We start from the raw sequence: 19,983 nt of genomic DNA on the forward strand, positions 1-19,983 counted from the left end.
TTGCTTCTGGCCGAAATGGCGCTATATAGCGCGCCATCTCACACGGAAACATGGCTCACAAGGCCGTCCGGTGGCAACCGGGGCGTGAACGCTCCGTTTTGCTCACACGTTTCCGGAGGAACCAACCGGAGAATTAGAACGATGGCACTGCCCGATTTCACTATGCGTCAGCTGCTCGAAGCTGGCGTGCACTTTGGTCACCAGTCTCACCGCTGGAATCCGAAAATGGCTCCGTTCATTTTCGGCACCCGCAACAACATCCACATCGTCGACCTCGCCCAGACCGTGCCGATGCTGCACCAGGCCCTCCAGGCCGTCAGCGACACGGTGGCCAAGGGCGGCCGCATCCTGTTCGTCGGCACCAAGCGCCAGGCGCAGGACGGCGTTGCCGACGCGGCCAAGCGATGCGCGCAGTATTTCGTCAATTCGCGCTGGCTCGGCGGCACGCTGACCAACTGGAAGACGATCTCGGCCTCGATCAAGCGCCTGCGTCACCTCGACGACGTGCTCTCGGGCGGCGAAGCCAATTCCTACACGAAGAAGGAGCGCCTGACGCTGCAGCGCGAGCGCGACAAGCTCGACCGCTCGCTCGGCGGCATCAAGGACATGGGCGGTCTGCCCGACCTGATCTTCGTGATCGACACCAACAAGGAAGACATCGCGATCCAGGAAGCCCAGCGGCTCAACATCCCGGTCGCTGCGATCGTCGACACCAATTCGGACCCGAAGGGCATCACCTATGTGGTGCCGGGCAATGACGACGCCGGCCGCGCCATCTCGCTGTACTGCGATCTCGTCGCGCGTGCGGCGATCGACGGCATCTCGCGCGCGCAAGGCGATTCGGGCATCGACGTCGGCGCCTCGGCCCAGCCGGTCGCCGAAGAGCTACCGGCGGCGTCTTCGAGCGGCTTCCAGGGCCTTGCGGGTCCTCGCGGCACTGCCGACGACCTCAAGAAGCTCCCGGGCGTGTCGGGCGCGATCGAGAAGAAGTTCAACGACCTCGGCATCTTCCACTATTGGCAGCTCGCCGAGCTCGACCACGACACCGCGCACACGATCGGCGAAGAAGTCGGTCTGCCGAGCCGTGCGGATGCCTGGGTGGCCAAGGCCAAGGCGCTGACCGCGGAAGCGGAATAGTTAAAAAGAGCGATGGGTTGGCCGGATAGGATCCGGCCACCATTTCAGTTGACGCGAATTCCTGAGATGGACCGCGGCGGGGCGATTGATGCCGCGCCGCGGCAAACCGGCAGGCACAAAGGATTTTCAACGATGGCAACGATCACAGCTGCGATGGTCAAGGACCTGCGCGAATCAACCGGCGCGGGCATGATGGACTGCAAGGCCGCGCTCACCGAAAACGACGGCAACATGGAAGCGGCGCAGGACTGGCTGCGCAAGAAGGGCCTGTCCAAGGCCGCCAAGAAGTCGGGCCGCGTCGCCGCCGAGGGCCTGATCGGCGCGCTCACCAAGGGCACCAAGGGCGTCGTGGTCGAGGTCAACTCCGAGACCGACTTCGTTGCGCGCAACGGCCAGTTCCAGGGCCTGGTCAAGATGATCGCCCAGGTCGCGTTCGACGTCGGAGCGGACGTCGAGAAGATCAAGGCCGCCAAGGTCGGCGACGTCACGATCGAAACCGCCATCAATGATGCGATCGCCACCATCGGCGAGAACATGACGCTCCGCCGCGCCGCCGCGCTCGAGGTGAGCCAGGGCGTTGTCTCGCACTACGTCCATGGTGCCGTCATCGACGGCGCCGGCAAGATGGGCGTGATCGTGGCGCTGGAATCGCCGGGCAAGGCCGATGAGCTCGCAGCGCTCGGCCGTCAGATCGCGATGCACATTGCGGCCGCCAACCCGCTGGCGCTCGATCCGTCCGGCCTCGATCCGGCCGTGGTCAAGCGCGAGAAGGACGTACTGGCCGACAAGTACCGTCAGCAGGGCAAGCCCGAGAACGTGATCGAGAAGATCGTCGAGTCCGGCCTCAAGACCTACTACAAGGAAGTCTGCCTGCTCGAGCAGGCCTTCATCCACGACACCGGCAAGTCCGTGGCGCAGGCGGTGAAGGAGGCCGAGGGCAAGGTCGGCGGGGCTGTGAAAATCGCGGGCTTTGTGCGCTATGCTCTCGGCGAGGGAATCGAGAAGCAGGAAAGCGACTTCGCGGCCGAGGTCGCCGCGGCCAGCGGCAAGAAGTAAGCGCCGGAAGTTCCTTCCGGCGTGCCGCCGGAAGCGGCGCCCGGACAAGGAAAGTGCTCATGACTGATCCGGTCTATCGTCGCGTCGTGATCAAGCTGTCCGGCGAGTATCTCGCGGGACGGCAAGGCTTTGGCATCGATCAGCCGACCGTCGACCGGGTTGCGGACGATCTGATCGCGGCCCGCCATCTCGGCACCGAGGTCGCGGTCGTGATCGGTGGCGGCAACATGGTCCGCGGCGTCGAGGTCTCATCCCGCGGGGTGTCGCGCACCACCGGCGACACCATGGGCATGCTCGCCACCATGATGAATTGCCTCGCGCTGGAAGCGGCGATCGAGCGCAAGGGAACGCCGGCCCGGACCCTGTCGGCCTTCGTCATGCCCGAGATTTCCGAGCTGTTCACCCGCACTGCGGCACACAAATACCTGGCCGAGGGCCGCATCGTGCTGCTCGGCGGCGGGACCGGCAATCCGTTCTTCACCACCGACACGACCGCGGTACTGCGGGCCGCCGAGATCGGCGCGCAGGCGGTCCTGAAGGCGACGAATGTCGACGGGGTCTACTCGGCCGATCCGAAGCAGGATCCGACCGCGACGCGGTTCGACCGCCTGACGCATTCGCAGGCGATCGAGGGCGGTTACAAGGTGATGGATGCGACCGCCTTCGCGCTTGCCCGCGAGACATCGCTGCCTATCATCGTATTCTCGATCGCGGAGCCGGGCTCGATCGGCGCGATTCTGCGTGGCGTCGGCCACGGAACCATCGTCGCCGGCTGACGGCTCATCTGGCGCGCCGAACGGACGGTGCGGAGCGGTCGCCGGGATTTTGAAGGAGAAACGTGATGGCCACGGGTAATTTCGATCTCAACGAAGTGAAGCGTCGCATGCAGGGCGCCGTCGCCTCGCTCAAGCACGAGCTCGGCGGCCTGCGCACGGGACGCGCCTCCGCCTCGATGCTCGATCCGGTGCAGGTCGAGGCCTATGGCAGCCACATGCCGCTCAATCAGCTCGCCACCGTCAGCGTGCCGGAGCCGCGGCTGATCTCGGTGCAGGTCTGGGACAAGTCGATGGTCAAGGCCGTCGAGAAGGCGATCGTCGATTCCAATCTCGGCCTGTCGCCCGCGACCGAGGGCCAGGTGCTGCGCCTGCGCATTCCCGAGCTCAACGAGGAGCGCCGCAAGGAGCTGGTGAAGGTCGCGCACAAATATGCCGAAGCCGCCAAGGTCGCCGCGCGCCATGTCCGCCGCGACGGTCTCGACGTGCTCAAGAAGCTCGAGAAGAATCACGAGATGTCGGAGGACGACCAGAAGCGTCACGCCGACGAGGTGCAGAAGGCGACCGACGGCACCATCGCCGAGATCGACCAGTTGCTGGCCGCCAAGGAAAAAGAAATCCTCACCGTCTAAACCGCGATGAGTATCATCATCGCGCTCTAGACTATTGTTCGCGCATGATTTTGTCGGAAAACCGCTTCGCACTTTTCCGGATCATGCTTTAAGGCATCGCCTTCATGTCCAACGCCGCCGCGCCCGCAACGGAAGGACCCGACAGGTCCGAGGCGCCTGCGCATGTCGCCATCATCATGGACGGCAACGGGCGTTGGGCGGCCGCGCGCGGTCTGCCGCGTGCGGAAGGGCATCGCCGCGGCGTCGACGCGCTGCGCCGCGTGGTGCGCGCCTCGCACGAGCTCGGCATCCGCTATCTCACCATCTTCTCGTTCTCGTCGGAGAACTGGTCGCGCCCGGCAAGCGAGATCGGCGACCTGTTCGGCCTGCTGCGGCGCTTCATCCGCAACGACCTGGCGAGCCTGCATCGCGACGGCGTCAAGGTCCGCATCATCGGCGAGCGCGAGGGGCTCGAGAGCGACATCTGCGCCTTGCTGAACGAGGCCGAGGAGCTGACGCGCGACAACACGCGCCTGACGCTGGTCGTCGCCTTCAACTACGGCTCGCGGCAGGAGATTGCGAAGGCGGCGCAGAAGCTGGCCCGCGAGGTCGCCGAGGGCAGGCGGGATCCTGCCACGATCGACGCCGAGACGCTTGGCGCGCATCTCGACGCGCCCGACATCCCCGACCCCGACCTCATCATCCGCACCAGCGGCGAGCAGCGCCTGTCGAACTTCCTGATGTGGCAGGCCGCCTATAGTGAGCTCGTGTTCGTGCCGATCCATTGGCCCGACTTCGACAAGGCGGCGCTGGAAGGCGCGATCGCCGAATTTGCCAGGCGCGAGCGCCGTTTCGGCGGCCTGGTTGCAAAGACCGCCTCGTGAACGAACCCGATCCTGCATCGGCGGGCGCCAAGCCTGCCCCGAGCAATCTGGTGATGCGGGTCCTCGCAGCGCTGGTGCTGGCGCCGCTGGCCATCGCGATCGCCTATGCCGGCGGCTGGTTGTGGGCGCTTCTCGTCACCCTGGTCTCGATCGGGCTGTTCGCGGAATGGCTGATGGTGGTGGGCGCAGCGTCGGCCGCGCTGACCGGGGCAGGGACGGTCGTGATCGCCATGATGGGAGCCTCCGTCGCTTTCGGCGCGCTCAAGACCTCCGTCGTCACCGGCCTCATCGGCGGTGCCATCGTGACGCTGATCGCCCGGGGCAAGTTCTTGTGGGCGGCGAGCGGGTTTGCCTATGCGGCGGCGGCGCTGCTGGCCTCGATCCTGGTGCGCAAGGATCTCGTCAACGGCTTCTCCGCGCTGATGTTCGTGCTGCTCGTGGTGTGGGCGACCGACATCGGCGGCTATTTCGCCGGACGCAGCATCGGCGGCCCGAAATTATGGCCGCGCGTGAGCCCGAAAAAGACCTGGGCCGGCGCGCTCGGCGGCTTTGCGGCGAGCCTTGCGGTCGCGGCCGGCTTCGCCGCCTCCGGGATCGGAAAGCTGATTCCGCTGCTGCTCGTCGGCGCCGCCCTGTCGATGGTGTCGCAGCTCGGCGATCTCTTCGAATCCGCCGTGAAGCGGCGCTTCGGTGTCAAGGATTCCAGTCACTTAATTCCCGGCCATGGCGGGCTTATGGACCGCCTGGACGGATTTGTCGCCGCCATCCTGGCGGCCTGGTTTATCGGCTTTTTCCGCCATGGTGTGCATAGCGCCGGAAGCGGTCTTATGGTTTGGTGAGGATATGAGCGCCGTTCCCTTGCGTAACAACAGGCTTGCTGCGTCCGACATTCGCAGCGTCACGGTCCTCGGTGCCACCGGCTCGATCGGCGACAGCACGATGGATCTCTTGCGCGCCTCGCCCGAGCGCTACCGTGTCGAGGCGCTGACGGCGAACGGCAATGTCGCAGCGCTCGCCAAGCTCGCCAAGGAATTCAACGCGCGCTATGTCGCGATCGCCGACACCTCCAAGCTCGCCGAGCTCAAGGCTGCGCTCGCGGGCACCAGTACCGAATGCGGCGCCGGCGAAAGCGCGGTGATCGAGGCCGGCGCGCGTCCGGCCGATTGGGTGATGGCGGCGGTCAGCGGCGCTGCCGGGCTGAAGCCGGCGCTCGCCGCGGTCGATCGCGGCGCGCATGTCGCGCTCGCCAACAAGGAGTGCCTGGTCTGCGCCGGCGACTTCTTCATGCAGCGCGCGGCAAAAGCCGGCGCCTGCATCCTGCCGGCCGATTCCGAGCACAACGCGCTGTTCCAGGCGCTGAGCTCAGGCAATCGGGACGAGCTCGTCCGCGTCATCATCACCGCGTCCGGCGGCCCGTTCCGGACCTGGAAGCCTGTCGACATCGAGCAGGCGACGCTCGAGCAGGCCCTGAAGCATCCGAACTGGAGCATGGGCCAGAAGATCACGATCGATTCGGCCTCGATGATGAACAAGGGGCTCGAGGTGATCGAGGCGTCCTACCTGTTCGCGCTCTCGCCGGACGAGATCGACGTGCTGGTTCATCCGCAGTCGATCATCCACGGCATGGTCGAGTTTTCCGACCGCTCGGTGGTGGGCCAGCTCGGCGCGCCCGACATGAGGACGCCGATCGCCCATTGCCTCGGCTGGCCCGATCGAATCAAGGGCCCGGCGGCCAAGCTCGACCTTGCCAAGATCGGCCAGCTGACCTTCGAAGCGCCGGACTTTGAGCGCTTCCCCGGACTGCGGCTGGCCTACGAATCGCTCCGGACCGGGAAGGGCGCGACCACCGTCTACAATGCCGCCAACGAGGTCGCCGTGGCCGCCTTCATCGGCGGCAAGATCCGGTTCGGTGCGATTGCCCGGCTGGTCGAGGCGACCCTCGAGGATTGGATCAAAGGCGGCAACCAGGCGCCTCTGACCTCCGCAGACGATGCAATCTCTGTTGACCATGTTGCGCGAAATAGGGCTGCCGCCCTATTGCCTCAAATTGCCTTAAAGGCATCCTAGTTGGTTCGGGACCAGGGCCTTGCGGCGCTGGGTGAGGGAATTCGATGATCGACTTTTTCGTCCATAGTTTCAATACGTTGAGCCATGGGCTCCTCGGCTACGCGGTTCCCTTCCTGTTCGTCCTGACCATTGTCGTGTTCTTCCACGAGCTCGGCCATTTCCTGGTCGCGCGCTGGGCGGGCGTACGCGTGTTAACCTTTTCGCTCGGCTTCGGCCCCGAGCTGGTCGGCTTCAACGACCGCCATGGCACCCGCTGGAAGATCTCGGCGATCCCGCTCGGCGGCTACGTCAAGTTCTTCGGCGACGAGAGCGAGGCCTCGACCCCGTCGGCCCAGACGCTGGCGGCTATGTCGGCCGAGGAGCGCGCCGGCAGCTTCCACCACAAGAAGGTCGGTCCCCGGGCGGCGATCGTCGCGGCCGGACCAATCGCCAATTTCATCCTGGGCGCGCTGATCTTCGCCGGAATGGCGCTCTATTACGGCAAGCCGAGCACGATCGCCCGGGTCGACGGTGTCGTCGCCAACGGCGCGGCGGCTGCCGCCGGCTTCAAGGTGGGCGACGTCGTCATCCAGATCGACGGCAAGCCGATCGAGAGCTTTGCCGACATGCAGCGAATCGTTGCGATGAACGCCGGTTCGGCTCTTACCTTCCAGGTGAAGCGCGACGGCGCCGTCGTCTCGCTGACCGCGACCCCGGCGCTGCTGGAGCGCAAGGACCCGTTCGGCAACAGCCACCGTCTCGGCGTTCTCGGCATCGAGCACAAGTCGCAGGCCGGGGAGGCCTCGACCACCCCGGTCGGCGTCGGCGAAGCGCTCAAGATCGGCGTCGAGCAGGTCTGGTTCATCATCACCAGCACTTTCAAGTTCCTGGGCTCGCTGTTCGTCGGCCAGGGCAATCCGAACGAGGTCAGCGGCGTCCTGGGAATCGCGAAAATGTCGGGGCAGGCGGCCAGCGCTGGGTTCCAGTTCGTGATCAATCTCTGCGCGGTGCTGTCGGTGTCGATCGGCCTTTTGAACCTGTTCCCGATCCCGCTGCTCGATGGCGGCCACCTGATGTTCTATGCGGCCGAGGTGGTCCGGGGCCGGCCTTTGTCCGAGCGGACCCAGGAAATGGGGTTCCGAATCGGGCTTGGCCTGGTGCTGATGTTGATGGTGTTTGCGACCTACAACGACATCCTGCGGATGGCAGCTTCCTGATAGGGGCTTTTTTGTGGCGTTGCTGTTGAGCAACGTCTTGGAATGAAATTGAAATTACGGCGCTTTCGGCCGTTTGCGGCGTCGGCGAAATTGGCTACAAGCGGCCTGAACTTGGGGAATCTCCGGACCGGCGTTGGGGTTGGGTCTGGCAGGGAATGATAAGGGCGCGTTGCGCGATGAAGTTTGGACTGCGACTCCGGGGGGGCTTGCTCGCGACCCTGATCTTGTTCGGCGCGCCGGTGGTTGCCCCGGTTGGGGCTGTTTTCGTGTCTTCGTCTGCGCTCGCCCAGACCGTTCAGTCGATTTCCGTCGAAGGGAATCGCCGCGTCGAGGTGGAGACGATCCGCTCCTATTTCAAGCCGGGTCCCGGCGGCCGGCTGGATCAGGCCGCCATCGACGACGGCCTCAAGGCGTTGATCGAGACCGGCCTGTTCCAGGACGTCAGGATCAACCGCGGTTCCGGCGGCCAGCTCATCGTCTCCGTGGTGGAAAACCCGGTGATCGGCCGTATCGCCTTCGAGGGCAACAAGAAGATCAAGGACGAGCAGCTCACTGCTGAAGTCCAGTCCAAGGCGCGCGGCACCTTCTCCCGCGCCATGGTGCAGTCGGACACGCTCCGTATCGCCGAAATCTATCGCCGCTCCGGCCGCTACGACGTGCGCGTCACGCCCGAGATCATCGAGCAGCCGAACAACCGCGTCGACCTGATCTTCACGGTCGAGGAGGGCGTCAAGACCGGCGTCCGGTCGATCGAGTTCGTCGGCAACAATGCCTTCTCGTCCTACCGCCTCCGCGACGTGATCAAGACGCGCGAGACGAATCTGCTGAGCTTCCTCGGCAGCGGTGACGTCTACGATCCCGACCGCGTCGAAGCCGATCGCGACCTGATCCGCCGATTCTACCTCAAGAACGGCTTCGCGGACGTGCAGGTCGTCGCGGCGCTGACCGAGTACGATCCGGAGAAGAAGGGCTTCAACGTCACCTTCAAGATCGAGGAAGGTCAGCAATACCGCGTCGGCGCGGTGGATTTCCGCAGCAGCATTCCAAACTTCGATCCGAGCTCGATGCGCGCCTATTCGCGCCTCAATGTCGGCTCGCTCTACAACGTCGAATTGGTCGAGAAGTCGGTCGAGGAGATGCAGATCGAAGCCTCCCGCCGCGGCTATGCCTTTGCCGTGGTCCGGCCCGGCGGCGATCGCAACTTCGAAGCGCACACCGTGTCCGTCGTGTTCAACATCGACGAGGGCCCGCGCACTTATATTGAGCGCATCAACCTGCGCGGCAACACCCGCACGCGCGACTACGTGATCCGCCGCGAGTTCGACATCTCGGAAGGCGACGCCTACAACCGCGCGCTGGTCGACCGTGCCGAGCGGCGGCTGAAGAACCTCGACTATTTCAAGAGCGTGAAGATCACGACCGAGCCGGGCTCGTCGAGTGACCGCGTCATCCTGATCGTCGACATGGAAGAAAAGTCGACCGGCGACTTCTCGGTCTCGGGCGGTTACTCCACCACCGACGGCGCGCTGGCCGAAGTCTCGATCTCCGAGCGCAACCTGCTCGGTCGCGGCCTGTTCGCCAAGGCTGCGGTGACCTATGGCCAGTATGCGCGCGGCTACTCGCTGTCGTTCGTCGAGCCGTACCTGCTCGACTACCGCGTCGCGCTCGGCCTCGACCTCTATCAGCGTGAGCAGAAGTCCAACAGCTACATCTCCTACGGCACCAAGACGCTCGGCTTCTCGCCGCGCCTCGGCTTCTCCTTGCGTGAAGATCTCTCGCTCCAGGTGCGCTACTCGATCTATCGGCAGGAAATCACCCTGCCGGGCTACCTGGCGAACTGTAACAACGTGGTTGGTTCGGCGGCCTTCAATCCCAGCCCGGCCTTCTCTGCTGCCACCGGTATACCTCTGGATCCGTCCACCAACGGCCTCGGCTGCTACAACGATGGCGAAGCCTCGCTGCCGGTGCGCAAGGAGCTCGCCAACGGCAAGACGCTGACTTCGGCGCTCGGCTACACGCTGACCTACAACACGCTGGACAACAACAAGAACCCGACCGACGGTCTGCTCGTCGACTTCCGGCAGGACTTCGCCGGCGTCGGCGGCGACGTCTCCTATCTGAAGTCGGTCGTCGACGCGAAGTACTACACTCCGCTCGTCTCCGACATCGTCGGCCTCGTCCGCTTGCAAGGCGGCATGCTGAACAAGATCGGCACCGATCTGCGCATGCTCGACCACTTCCAGATGGGCCCGAACCTCGTCCGCGGCTTCGCCCCGAACGGCATCGGTCCGCGCGACTTGAACCCGTTCGGCACGCAGGATGCGCTCGGTGGCACCCAGTATTGGGGTGCTTCGTTCGAATTGCAGATGCCGTTCTGGTTCCTGCCCAAGGAAGTGGGTCTGAAGGGCGCCGTCTATGCCGACGCCGGCGGCCTCTACGACTACAAGGGACCGACGAGCTGGACCACCACCAACGAGGTCAATGCGCCGGGATGTATCCCGTCGAGCATCAATCCCTCGAGCACGGGGACCTGCACCGGTCTCGTCTATGACGACAGCAAGGTCGTTCGCTCGTCGGTCGGTGTCGGCGTGATCTGGCAGTCGCCGTTCGGACCGCTGCGCTTCGACTACGCCGTGCCGCTCAGCAAGGGCAAGTACGACCGCACGCAGGAATTCCGGTTCGGCGGCGGCACCACGTTCTAATTCGATCAGCACGGCACGATCCGGATCACCGGAACCGGTTTCGGAAAGGGATCGTGCCGATCCAGGACATGAGGCATGATGCGGCCTGACCGCTTCATGCCGAAGCCGGACCGCGACGGGGTGGAATGGCGCAGCCGATCTTCTTCACAAAGCCGCCTGCCGCAGCGTTGGCCGACATTGCCACGCTGACAAAGGCGCAGCTGGTCGACCCCGCGAGGGGCGGCCACGTCATCACGGGCCTTGCTTCGCTCGACGAAGCTGGCCCGATGCATCTGGCGTTCTTCGACAACCTCAAATACGCCGATCAGCTTAGGGCGACCAAGGCGGGGGCCTGTCTGGTCAGTCCGCGCTTCGAGGCCGAGGTGCCCGAACATGTGGCCGTGCTGCGGGTGGCGCAGCCATTCCGCGCCTTTGTCCGGATCGCGCGGGAATGGCACGCCGACGCGCTGCGGCCGCAATCCTGGGTCGGCAACGACGGTATCGCGCCATCGGCCATCATCGATCCCACGGCCCGGCTCGAGGACGGCGTGGTCGTCGACCCCCTGGCCGTGATCGGCCCGGACGTCGAGATCGGCAGTGGCACTGTGATTGGCGTCGGGGCGGTGATCGGTCCCGGCGTCAAGATCGGCCGGGATTGCAATGTCGGCGCCCGGACCGCTATCCAGTGCGCCCTGATCGGCAACAACGTGCTGATCCATCCCGGCTGCTCGATCGGCCAGGACGGCTACGGCTTCATCTTCTTCGGCCCGGAGGGCCATCTGAAGGTGCCGCAGACCGGGCGCGTGCTGATCCAGAACGACGTCGAGGTCGGGGCCAACACCACGATCGACCGCGGGTCCTTGCGTGACACCGTGATCGGCGAGGGGACCAAAATCGACAATCAGGTCCAGATTGGCCACAATGTGACGATCGGCCGGCACTGCCTGCTCGCGGCCCAGATCGGGCTCGCCGGCAGCCTGACCATCGGCGACAACGTGGCGCTCGGAGCGAAGGTTGGCATCAACAATCACCTCAAGATCGGCGACGGGGCGCAGGTGACGGCGATGAGCGCGGTCAAGGACGACATCCCGCCGGGCGGCCGCTGGGGCGGGCACTTCGCCAAGCCGACCAAGCAATGGTTCAAGGAGATCATCGCGGTGGAGCGGCTGGTACGCGACAGCAAGGCCGATCCGAAGGACGAGGGACGGGAATGACGGCGGAATCACCTGTTAAGTTCGAGCTGGTGGACATCAACGCGATCCTCCAGACACTGCCGCACCGCTTTCCGATGCTGCTGATCGACCGCGTGATCAACATCCGCGCCGATTACAGCGGCATCGGCATCAAGAACGTCACCTTCAACGAGCCGGCGTTCCAGGGACATTTCCCCGAGCGTCCGGTCTATCCCGGCGTCATGATGATCGAGGCGATGGCGCAGACCGCGGGCGTGATCGGCATCAAGTCGGTCGAGGGCACCGAGAAGCCGCGGGCGGTCTATTTCCTCACCATCGACAAGTGCAAGTTTCGCAAGCCGGTACTGCCGGGCGACACGATCGAGTATCACATGCGCTCGCTCGGCCGCCGCAAGACCATGTGGTGGTTTCACGGCGATGCAAAGGTCAACGGTCAGGTCGTCGCCGAAGCCGACGTCGGCGCCATGCTGACCGATTGAGCGGCACTGGGCTCAGGTGCAATCGTAGCGGCTGCCGGCCGCCTCCCGCCTGATAGTCCGGTTGAAGAACTGGCCCATGGACGGCGCGCCGAGGAGGCGCTCGACGGTGTCGGCCGTCACGCCGCAATAGCGGTGATAGGCGCCGTTGCTCGCGACGATCAGGTCCTGCTGCGCGCGATCGTAACAGACCCGCTGAAGCACCGTGCTGCGGGTGATGTCCCGGCACTCGAATGTCCGGAGATCGACCAGGCGGTGTTCGCCGGTCTCGACCGCCTCCGACACGATCGGAGTATCCGCGAGCTGCGCCAGCAGAAGGATCAGGGCCCTGACCACGATCGTTGAAGCTCCGCATGAACCTGACGACGGGACGGGAAGGCCGCCTCATCCGGCACTTGAAACACGGCGAGATGATACGTCACTGGACAGATCGGGCATAGTCGCGCTAACCAGCCGAAAACCGAGCGACTTCAATACATAACCCGACCTTCTTGACGAGTAAGATTGGCTTGATGAGCAAGATTGATCCCACCGCGCGGATCGCGGACGGCGCCGTGATCGGCGAGGGCACCGAGATCGGACCCTATTGCATCATCGGCCCGAACGTCGTCATCGGCGCGAACTGCAAGCTGATCGGGCAAGTCACTGTCATTGGCCATACCTCGCTCGGCGATGGCTGCGTGATCTCGCCGTTCGTTGTGCTCGGCGGCGCCCCGCAGGATCTCAGCTATAAGGGAGAGCCGACCCGGCTCGAGATCGGGTCTGGCTGCACCATCCGAGAAGGTGCGACGATGAATGTCGGCACGACCAAGGGTGGCGGGCTGACGCGCGTCGGCAACGGCGGTTATTTCATGAACAATAGCCATGTCGGCCACGACTGCATGGTCGGCGACAACGTGATCTTCGCGACCTCGGCAACGCTCGGCGGTCATTGCGAGATCGGCGATGCCGTTTACATCGGTGGCCTGTCCGCCGTGCACCAGTTCACCCGCATCGGGCCCTACGTCATGGTCGGCGGGGTGTGTGGCGTACGCGACGACATCATTCCGTATGGATTGGTCAACGGCCAATATGCGGTATTGGAGAGTCTCAACCTGATCGGCATGAAGCGTCGCAAGTTCACCAAGCAGCGGCTTGCCACCGTACGTGCGTTCTACCAGAAGCTATTCCATGGCGCCGGCACCTTCGCCGAGCGGCTGGAGGCGGCGCGGCCGCTCGCGGGCGAGGACCCCGCGATTGCCGAAATCCTCGACTTCATCGGCAAGGGCAAGCGCCCGCTCTGTCTTCCCGCCATCGCGAAGTGATCTTGAAATGATCTTGGAGTGATCTTGGGATGGCCGCGGGCACGACATCGGCGGCTTTGCAGGTTTCGTCACCGGTCGGCATCGTCGCCGGCGGCGGTGCCATGCCGTTCGCGGTCGCCGAGTCGCTCGCCGCGCACGGCATCACGCCGGTGCTGTTTCCGCTGCGCGGGGCCTGCGATCCCCAGCGAGTGGAGAAGTTCCGGCATCGCTGGATCTCCGTCGGCCAGCTCGGACGCGCGATGCGGCTGTTCCGCGAGGAGGGCTGCCGCGACCTGATCTTCATCGGCACGTTGGTGCGGCCTTCGCTGTCCGAGATCCGGTTCGACTTCACGACGCTGCGCCTGCTCGGCAATGTCATCCGCGCCTTCCGCGGCGGCGACGATCATCTGCTGTCGGGTGTCGGCCGCATCCTCGAGCAGGACGGCTTCCGGATGGTCGGCATCAAGGACGTTGCGCCGGATCTCCTGATGCCCGAGGGCTGCATCAGCCGCGCCTGGCCGAGCGATGCCAGCAAGGCCGACATCGCGCGCGGCCGGGCGGTGCTGACCGCACTCGGTCCGTTCGACATCGGCCAGGCCGTGGTCGTGATCGATGGCCACGTGGTGGCGGTCGAGGACATCGAGGGCACCGACTCGCTGCTCGCCCGCGTCGCGAGGCTGCGCGAGGAGGGCCGCATCCGCGCCGCCACCGGACGCGGTGTGCTGGTGAAGGCGCCGAAGAGCGGCCAGGACCTGCGCTTCGACCTGCCGACGATCGGTCCGCGCACCATCGAGGGCGTCGCGGCTGCCGGCCTTGCCGGCATCGCCGTCATCGCGGGCAACACCATCGCCGCCGAGCCGCAGGCCATGATCGCGCTTGCCGATGCCAAATATCTCTTCGTCATCGGCCTGCCCGCGTGATGTCGCGTGATCCCAAGCGCAAGATCTTCCTGATCGCGACGGAGGAGTCCGGCGACAGGCTCGGCAGCGCCTTGATGAAGGTGCTGCGCCAGCGCCTCGGCGACGGCGTGCAGTTCGTCGGGGTCGGCGGCCGCACCATGGCGCGCGAGGGCCTGGAATCGCTGTTTCCGATTGAGGAGCTCTCGATCGTCGGGTTTGCCGCGGTGCTGCAGCAATTGCCGAAGATCCTGCGGCTGATCCGGCAGACCGCCGACGCAGTGACCGAGGCCGCGCCCGACGTGCTCGTCATCATCGACAGCCCCGACTTCACCCATCGCGTCGCCCGCCGCGTGCGCGCGCGCAATCCCGCGATCCCGATCGTCGACTACGTCTCGCCGCAGCTCTGGGCATGGCGGCCAGGACGGGCGCGGACCATGCTCGGCTATGTCGACCACGTGCTCGGCCTGCTGCCGTTCGAGCCCGAGGAATACCGCAAGCTCGGCGGGCCGCCCTGCAGCTATGTCGGCCATCCCCTGATCGAGCAATTGGGCTCGCTGCGGCCGAGTGCGGAGGAGCAGGCGCGCCGCGACAGTGAGCCGCCGGTGCTGCTGGTGCTGCCCGGCAGCCGCCGCAGCGAGGTCAGGCATCATCTCGACGTGTTCGGCGCAACGCTCGGCCGCTTAAGGGGTGAGGGCTGTGCGTTCGAACTGATGCTGCCGACCATGCCGCATCTCGAAGCCACCATCCGCGAAGGCATCGCGAGCTGGCCGGTCAAGCCTCAGATCGTGATCGGCGAGAACGAGCGGCGTGCGGCCTTCCGCATCGCTCAGGCCGCGCTGGCGAAATCCGGCACGGTGACGCTCGAGCTCGCGCTGTCGGGCATTCCGATGGTGACGGCCTATCGCGTCGGCGCGATCGAGGCGTTCATCCTGCGACGCGCGATCCGTGTCTCCTCGGTGATCCTTGCCAATCTCGTGATCGGCAAGGATGTCATTCCCGAGTATTTGCAGGAGGAATGCACGCCGGAGAAGCTGGCGCCGGCGCTTCGGGACGTGCTGACGGAGTCTCCGCTGCGCCGGCAGCAGGTCGAGGCCTTCGCCAGGCTCGATCAGATCATGTCGACCGGCAACACATCGCCGAGCGTGCTCGCCGCCGACATCGTGCTCGCAACGATGCGCCAGGGCCGGCGAACGAGCTAGGGTGTTTCAAAAAGGCTGCTTGAGCTGCCCCCTCCAAAGCGTGAGCTGCCCTCAAAGACCAGACGCCAAGAAACGCAACAGCGAAGGCGTGAGTTACGCTAAAGCGACGTGGATCACTCCTGTTGCGAAGGCAGACTAAAGTGAAACACCGCCCCCCGTGGTTCATTCGCACCAGTCCAAAGTCGTCCTCCGTGAGCCTCGATGATCGATTGGCAAATCGACAAGCCCATGCCGGTCCCGTCCGGCTTGGTGGTGTAGAAGGGCTCGAACAGGCGGTCAACGATTGCGACGTCAAGTCCAGGTCCGGTATCCCGTACGGCGACAACAACGCGATTTGAAGCATCCGCAGCCGTGCTGATCCGCAGCTCTCGTCCGCCAACGTCGACGCAGTTCATTGCCTCGATCGCGTTGAGGATCAAATTGAGAACCACCTGTTGCAGCTGAACGCGATAGCCCTTCACGAGCGGCAAGCCCGGAGCGAGGTCGGTCTGGATCGAGACATCATGTTTGAGCAGCTCGCTACGGGCGATGGTGATCACGTCCAGGATTGCACCATTGACATCGACGCTCTCCTTCGGCGCCGGAGCTTTCTTGATCAAGGAACGGATCCAACTGATGATCTCGCCGCCTCGCTTGGCTTCTGTGACGATGGATACGAGCGCCTGCTGTGCCTTTTCGAAATTCGGAGATTGTGTTCCTAGCCAGTTCAGTGCGGCCTCTGCGTTGCAGAGCACCGCGGTGATTGGTTGGCTTAGTTCGTGTGTCACCGAAGCCGTGACCTGGCCCATTGCCGCCGCGCGATTGGCGTGTGTTAGTTCAGCTTGCATCTCGCGGAACGTCTCGGCGGTTCGCTTGCGTTCGGTGATGTCGCGGCTCAGACAAATGATTCGTGACTGTCCGACTTCGCAGAACTCGCGCATACGAACTTCGACGGGAAACACAGTGCCATCCTTTCGGCAATAGCGCCTCTCGAGCGTAGCGATGCCGCCGGCCTTGAGACGCTCGCGGTTGCGACGCCAAGTCGCTTCATCCATCTCCAGATCGAACAAGGCCGCAGTTGCCCCAACCAGTTCGGTCCGGCTGTAGCCGAGACTTTCGCAGGCATTCCGATTCACATCGAGAACGTGACCATCTTCACTGTGCAGCATGAACGTATCGGTCGCGTGGTCCACGAAGGTACGGAAACGGGCCTCGCTCTCGATCAGCGCCTGTTCGGCGCGCTTGCGCTCCGTGATGTGGCGCCCCACACCTCGGTAACCCACGAAGTTCCCTGTCTTGTCAAAGATGGGCAGCCCAGAGACGGAAATATAGCGCTTGCCGCCGTCGGGCATCGGCCGCGCGAGCTCGAAATCGCGAAACGGGAGGTGAGCGTCGAGTATCTCCCGGTGTTTGCGCCAGCCATCTGCGTCAGGTTCGAGATACGGGACCTCCCATCGTGTCCTGCCGATCTCGGAGACAGGCGGCTCGGGAAGCGTCTCGGCGAACTCCTGGCGGATGAAGCGATGCTCCGCGTCCGTTTCCCAGTACACATCGAAGGAGAATTGCACCAGCGTGCGAAAGCGCTCCTCGCTCTCGCGCAGTGCCTCCTCGGGGCGCTTGCACTCATTCGAATCGAGGGCGACCGACGGCACTTCAATCGCATGTTGCATGATCATCTCTTGCTCACGCGTGATGGATCAATCGACAGATTTCTCGTGCCGGATCGCGTCCCCCCGGAGCCGATCAAGATCGATCGGGAATATGCCTTTGGCGACTATACTCCCGTATACAGGGCTTCTCTATAGCGACGTGGCTGTGACGACCCCGAGCCGAAACAACGCGAGCTAAAACCCGGTTCCATCAACGTATGCGTGTGAGGTGGGCCCTGTTTCTGTCTCGCGGGTGGCCGACGCTTATTTGCAAAGTAACGACGCGGCCGACATGGACGGGAGGGCAAGGACGTTCGTGGTGAGCTCTTAACCAGTGTTTCTGACCGCCTCAGCCAGAATGGCGTAAAGCTGCTGCCGGCTGAATTCCTTTGGCAGCTCCCTCTCTGCTGTACTCGGCGACACCCTCCGCGCGATGGGACGGGCGCAGGCGGCCGACGACGGCCTCAGCTTCGGGGCCGGCCTTATCTGGGGCTGCGCTGTGGGCGGCTTGTGGCCGCGCTTCAGGCCCAGACGGTTCAGCATACCGCATACCGCGTTACGACTGCAGCCGAGATGGCGCGCAATCTGCGCCGCGCTCTGCCCCGCGGACCAGAGCCTTTTGAGAAGCGCTATGTCTTTCGCATCCCAGCCCATCAGAGATAGTATAACGGCGACTGCCAGACACCGGCTAGTCTAGTCTTCGTCCGGCTCGCGCACGACCGCCGGTTCGTCGGCATCATCTTGCTCATCCTCGTCTTCGTCCTCCTCGTCTTCATCCTCCTCGTCTTCATCGGGGTCCCTGGGTGGCATCACGATGCGCATCCGCATGAGCAGTTTCCTGGCTGTGGTGGAAAATGCTTCGGAGGTGTGTTGCTTCATGGCATTGTGCTCCTCGAAAATTAGCGCAGTCGCCAGATTCTTGGCCGGCATATGCCGGTGCCGGGGCGCGACCGCCGCAAACGCGATGCAGGTCGGGTAGACTGCACGATCAGCGGGCGGCGGGCCATGCAACAGGCAGCGTTTTCGGCTACTTGATGCCCGAGGACCCATTGGGCTCTATGTTCACCAAAACCTCGCCGGCAGCGATTTCAGGAACTCCAAGTTCGAGGTCCGGTAGACTGGCTTGAACAAATGCCAGTATCTTGGCGTTCGCTGCGTTGGCGCTTTCGCGGTCGTCAAATATCATCACCGCGATACCGACACCGTCGCCCGCATCCAGCACATGGTAAGATTTGAATCCCTGCGATTGTCTTAGGATCTCACCAACGCCGCTCTTGGCGCGACGAGCGGCGTCCGCGACCGAACGAACCTTGCTGTACTTGCGAATGACCATGTACATGGGGCCACCACGCGCCATACGCTCCTGCGCATCAAAGCATTTCGGTCCCGCTCGGACTAGTGCCAACTTCCGGGATGGGCCACAGCGTCCGGCTGGCGGACCGCAACGCGCCTGTCCAATGAGCCGTCCTCGCCCGAAGCGGCGAGGTGCTGAGGCTCAGGAGCCCTCGAACTTGAACGATACGTTGAGCTTGGCGCGATAGGCCTCAACTTTTCCCTTGTCATCCAGTTGCATATCGAGCTTGACGACTTCTGCAATGCGGAGATCTCGGAGAGATTTAGCAGCTTGCTCGACTGCGTTAGCGGCCGCCTTCTCCCATGAGTCGCTGCTAGTACCGACCAGTTCAATGACCTTGTAGACGCTATCGGGCATGTTCGTCCTCCTAATCGGTAGGAGCAGGAAGTCTAGCACTGAGATCTCGACGCTGATACATCTCGGGGATGCCGCGGAAAGGGTCCGATTGGCTGTCACTTTCCTGTTCGACCCAAAGAAGAACTCGGGTCGTCCTGTCGGAGATTATGTTCGCATTTTCAGCCCGGACGAACGCGGACAGGTATCTTCTTCGCGCTCTCCGGCTTCCGAGTATAATTTGCGCGCCTAAGTCGTCATTGCCGCCAAGGTTCCGATCCATGAAGCGATGGCACCGCGTAAGCATCAGTAGCTTGGTGATTGCCCTGAGTCTGGTGTGTGCCGGAGCCCTGGTGGTCAATCAATCGCACGTGCCATCAGAAGCCATAGCCTCATCGGTCACACGTACTCCGGAGCTTATTGAGCGTGCGTGGCACCTGCCCGTGGCAGCAACATTTGAAGGACACGTTGATTGGCAGTCAAATGGCTCTCGCTGCGGACCTGCCGCTGTTGCAAATGCGTATCGGTCCCTTGGCGAGGCGGCAAGGACGGAAGGCAAGGTGTTGGCCGGGACGTGGAGTTGCTGGACAGGCGTATGCATCATGGGGCTCACGCTTGACGAACTGGCCAACATCGCCCAGTCCAACACCAGCCGGAAAGTTACTGTCTTGCGCGATCTCAGCGAAAATGAGTTTCTGGAGCATCTCCGTCGCTCCAACGATCCGCGGCGACGCTACATCGTGAATTTCGATCGCGCTCATATTTTTGGTGCTGGTAGTGGACACCATTCCCCAATTGGGGGCTATTTCGAAGCCGAAGACCTCGTTTTCGTGCTCGATGTCAATTTCGATTTCCAGCCGTGGCTAGTCGAACGGAAGCGGCTGTTCGACGCTGTAAATACGTTTGACGGCGATAAGAAGAGGGGACTGCTGTTCATAGAGTAACATCCCGCTCCAGGTCGCACCGTGGCCCTTAGCCGGATAATTTGAGGCAGCTTGGATGTCGGCTATCGGCGGTGGACAGAACGCGGAGGCCGTCCTTGCCTCGACTGGCGCTTGTGCGCCCTATGACGGCCCGCACTTGCCCCCGGGGTCTCGCTCCACGCGTACACTGAGCGCGACATACTGACCCCGGGAGGACATTTGGGCGGCAACCAGGCGGACGACCCGCTAACCCGGGACCGCATGCGACCCGTGAATTGGCCACTTCCGGC

At 63.8% G+C, this 19,983-nt stretch carries 21 protein-coding genes; 15 read left to right on the forward strand and 6 right to left on the reverse strand.

Annotation, left to right across the window (positions count from 1 at the left end):
• Window positions 1-141 precede the first annotated feature (141 nt).
• The 11 genes from I6F31_RS21140 (at window position 142) to fabZ (ending at window position 12,077) form a co-directional block, all read left to right on the forward strand.
• Window positions 142-1,137, forward strand: coding sequence for a 30S ribosomal protein S2 (locus I6F31_RS21140; RefSeq protein ID WP_036010040.1), 996 nt, complete (start codon window positions 142-144; stop codon window positions 1,135-1,137).
• A 132-nt stretch (window positions 1,138-1,269) separates the two neighbouring features.
• Window positions 1,270-2,193, forward strand: a complete 924-nt coding sequence (gene tsf / locus I6F31_RS21145; RefSeq protein ID WP_225112543.1) for a translation elongation factor Ts — start codon at window positions 1,270-1,272, stop codon at window positions 2,191-2,193.
• A 59-nt stretch (window positions 2,194-2,252) separates the two neighbouring features.
• Window positions 2,253-2,969, forward strand: a complete 717-nt coding sequence (gene pyrH / locus I6F31_RS21150) for a UMP kinase (RefSeq protein ID WP_036010035.1) — start codon at window positions 2,253-2,255, stop codon at window positions 2,967-2,969.
• A gap of 65 nt (window positions 2,970-3,034) precedes the next feature.
• Entirely contained in the window at window positions 3,035-3,598 is a 564-nt protein-coding gene (gene frr / locus I6F31_RS21155) for a ribosome recycling factor (RefSeq protein WP_025036556.1), read from the forward strand.
• A gap of 104 nt (window positions 3,599-3,702) precedes the next feature.
• Window positions 3,703-4,461 (forward strand): isoprenyl transferase, encoded by a 759-nt coding sequence (locus tag I6F31_RS21160; protein WP_225125193.1) that lies wholly within the window; start codon window positions 3,703-3,705, stop codon window positions 4,459-4,461.
• Window positions 4,458-5,300 carry a phosphatidate cytidylyltransferase gene (locus tag I6F31_RS21165; RefSeq protein WP_225186058.1) on the forward strand — a complete coding sequence of 281 codons (843 nt, stop codon included), beginning with the start codon at window positions 4,458-4,460 and terminating at the stop codon, window positions 5,298-5,300. The genes I6F31_RS21160 and I6F31_RS21165 overlap by 4 nt, the downstream gene beginning before the upstream one ends.
• Window positions 5,301-5,304: 4 nt before the next feature.
• Window positions 5,305-6,528, forward strand: coding sequence for a 1-deoxy-D-xylulose-5-phosphate reductoisomerase (gene dxr, locus I6F31_RS21170; protein ID WP_225186059.1), 1,224 nt, complete (start codon window positions 5,305-5,307; stop codon window positions 6,526-6,528).
• Between the two features lie 44 nt (window positions 6,529-6,572).
• Window positions 6,573-7,724 (forward strand): RIP metalloprotease RseP, encoded by a 1,152-nt coding sequence (gene rseP / locus I6F31_RS21175; RefSeq protein ID WP_036010021.1) that lies wholly within the window; start codon window positions 6,573-6,575, stop codon window positions 7,722-7,724.
• Between the two features lie 176 nt (window positions 7,725-7,900).
• Window positions 7,901-10,426: an outer membrane protein assembly factor BamA gene (bamA, locus tag I6F31_RS21180; RefSeq protein ID WP_036010019.1), complete on the forward strand. Its 2,526-nt coding sequence runs from the start codon at window positions 7,901-7,903 to the stop codon at window positions 10,424-10,426.
• Window positions 10,427-10,551: 125 nt separating this feature from the next.
• Window positions 10,552-11,619, forward strand: a complete 1,068-nt coding sequence (gene lpxD / locus I6F31_RS21185) for a UDP-3-O-(3-hydroxymyristoyl)glucosamine N-acyltransferase (RefSeq protein ID WP_036010017.1) — start codon at window positions 10,552-10,554, stop codon at window positions 11,617-11,619.
• Complete coding sequence (gene fabZ / locus I6F31_RS21190) at window positions 11,616-12,077, forward strand: 3-hydroxyacyl-ACP dehydratase FabZ (RefSeq protein WP_036010015.1); 462 nt, start codon at window positions 11,616-11,618, stop codon at window positions 12,075-12,077. The genes lpxD and fabZ overlap by 4 nt, the downstream gene beginning before the upstream one ends.
• 12 nt (window positions 12,078-12,089) lie before the next feature.
• Here fabZ and I6F31_RS21195 read toward each other — a convergent pair whose 3' ends face one another.
• Window positions 12,090-12,410 carry a KTSC domain-containing protein gene (locus I6F31_RS21195; RefSeq protein WP_225147142.1) on the reverse strand — a complete coding sequence of 107 codons (321 nt, stop codon included), beginning with the start codon at window positions 12,408-12,410 and terminating at the stop codon, window positions 12,090-12,092.
• A gap of 176 nt (window positions 12,411-12,586) precedes the next feature.
• On the opposite strand from I6F31_RS21195, the gene lpxA reads away from it, so the two are divergent.
• From lpxA to lpxB, 3 genes are read left to right on the forward strand one after another with little or no spacing between them, the layout of a single operon-like run.
• Complete coding sequence (lpxA, locus tag I6F31_RS21200) at window positions 12,587-13,378, forward strand: acyl-ACP--UDP-N-acetylglucosamine O-acyltransferase (protein ID WP_225125199.1); 792 nt, start codon at window positions 12,587-12,589, stop codon at window positions 13,376-13,378.
• Window positions 13,379-13,407: 29 nt separating this feature from the next.
• On the forward strand, window positions 13,408-14,277 hold the full coding sequence (gene lpxI / locus I6F31_RS21205; RefSeq protein WP_225147141.1) for a UDP-2,3-diacylglucosamine diphosphatase LpxI: 870 nt from the start codon (window positions 13,408-13,410) through the stop codon (window positions 14,275-14,277).
• Entirely contained in the window at window positions 14,277-15,455 is a 1,179-nt protein-coding gene (gene lpxB / locus I6F31_RS21210) for a lipid-A-disaccharide synthase (protein WP_225147140.1), read from the forward strand. Before lpxI ends, lpxB begins: the two co-directional genes overlap by 1 nt.
• 113 nt (window positions 15,456-15,568) lie before the next feature.
• On the opposite strand, the gene I6F31_RS21215 is transcribed toward lpxB, so the two are convergent.
• From I6F31_RS21215 to I6F31_RS21235, 5 genes are all read right to left on the reverse strand, one after another.
• Window positions 15,569-17,110 (reverse strand): PAS domain-containing sensor histidine kinase, encoded by a 1,542-nt coding sequence (locus I6F31_RS21215; RefSeq protein WP_225147139.1) that lies wholly within the window; start codon window positions 17,108-17,110, stop codon window positions 15,569-15,571.
• Between the two features lie 300 nt (window positions 17,111-17,410).
• Complete coding sequence (locus tag I6F31_RS21220; RefSeq protein ID WP_036010004.1) at window positions 17,411-17,737, reverse strand: GcrA family cell cycle regulator; 327 nt, start codon at window positions 17,735-17,737, stop codon at window positions 17,411-17,413.
• A gap of 39 nt (window positions 17,738-17,776) precedes the next feature.
• Window positions 17,777-17,962 (reverse strand): hypothetical protein, encoded by a 186-nt coding sequence (locus tag I6F31_RS21225; RefSeq protein ID WP_036025247.1) that lies wholly within the window; start codon window positions 17,960-17,962, stop codon window positions 17,777-17,779.
• 148 nt (window positions 17,963-18,110) lie between these two features.
• Entirely contained in the window at window positions 18,111-18,422 is a 312-nt protein-coding gene (locus I6F31_RS21230; protein WP_036009997.1) for a hypothetical protein, read from the reverse strand.
• A gap of 156 nt (window positions 18,423-18,578) precedes the next feature.
• Window positions 18,579-18,794 (reverse strand): dodecin family protein, encoded by a 216-nt coding sequence (locus I6F31_RS21235; protein WP_035699963.1) that lies wholly within the window; start codon window positions 18,792-18,794, stop codon window positions 18,579-18,581.
• Window positions 18,795-19,051: 257 nt separating this feature from the next.
• On the opposite strand from I6F31_RS21235, the gene I6F31_RS21240 reads away from it, so the two are divergent.
• Window positions 19,052-19,714, forward strand: coding sequence for a phytochelatin synthase family protein (locus I6F31_RS21240; protein WP_074447994.1), 663 nt, complete (start codon window positions 19,052-19,054; stop codon window positions 19,712-19,714).
• Window positions 19,715-19,983 lie beyond the last annotated feature (269 nt).

The sequence above is a fragment of the Bradyrhizobium sp. NBAIM01 genome, from assembly GCF_020194115.1.
Taxonomy (GTDB): Bacteria; Pseudomonadota; Alphaproteobacteria; order Rhizobiales; family Xanthobacteraceae; genus Bradyrhizobium; species Bradyrhizobium yuanmingense.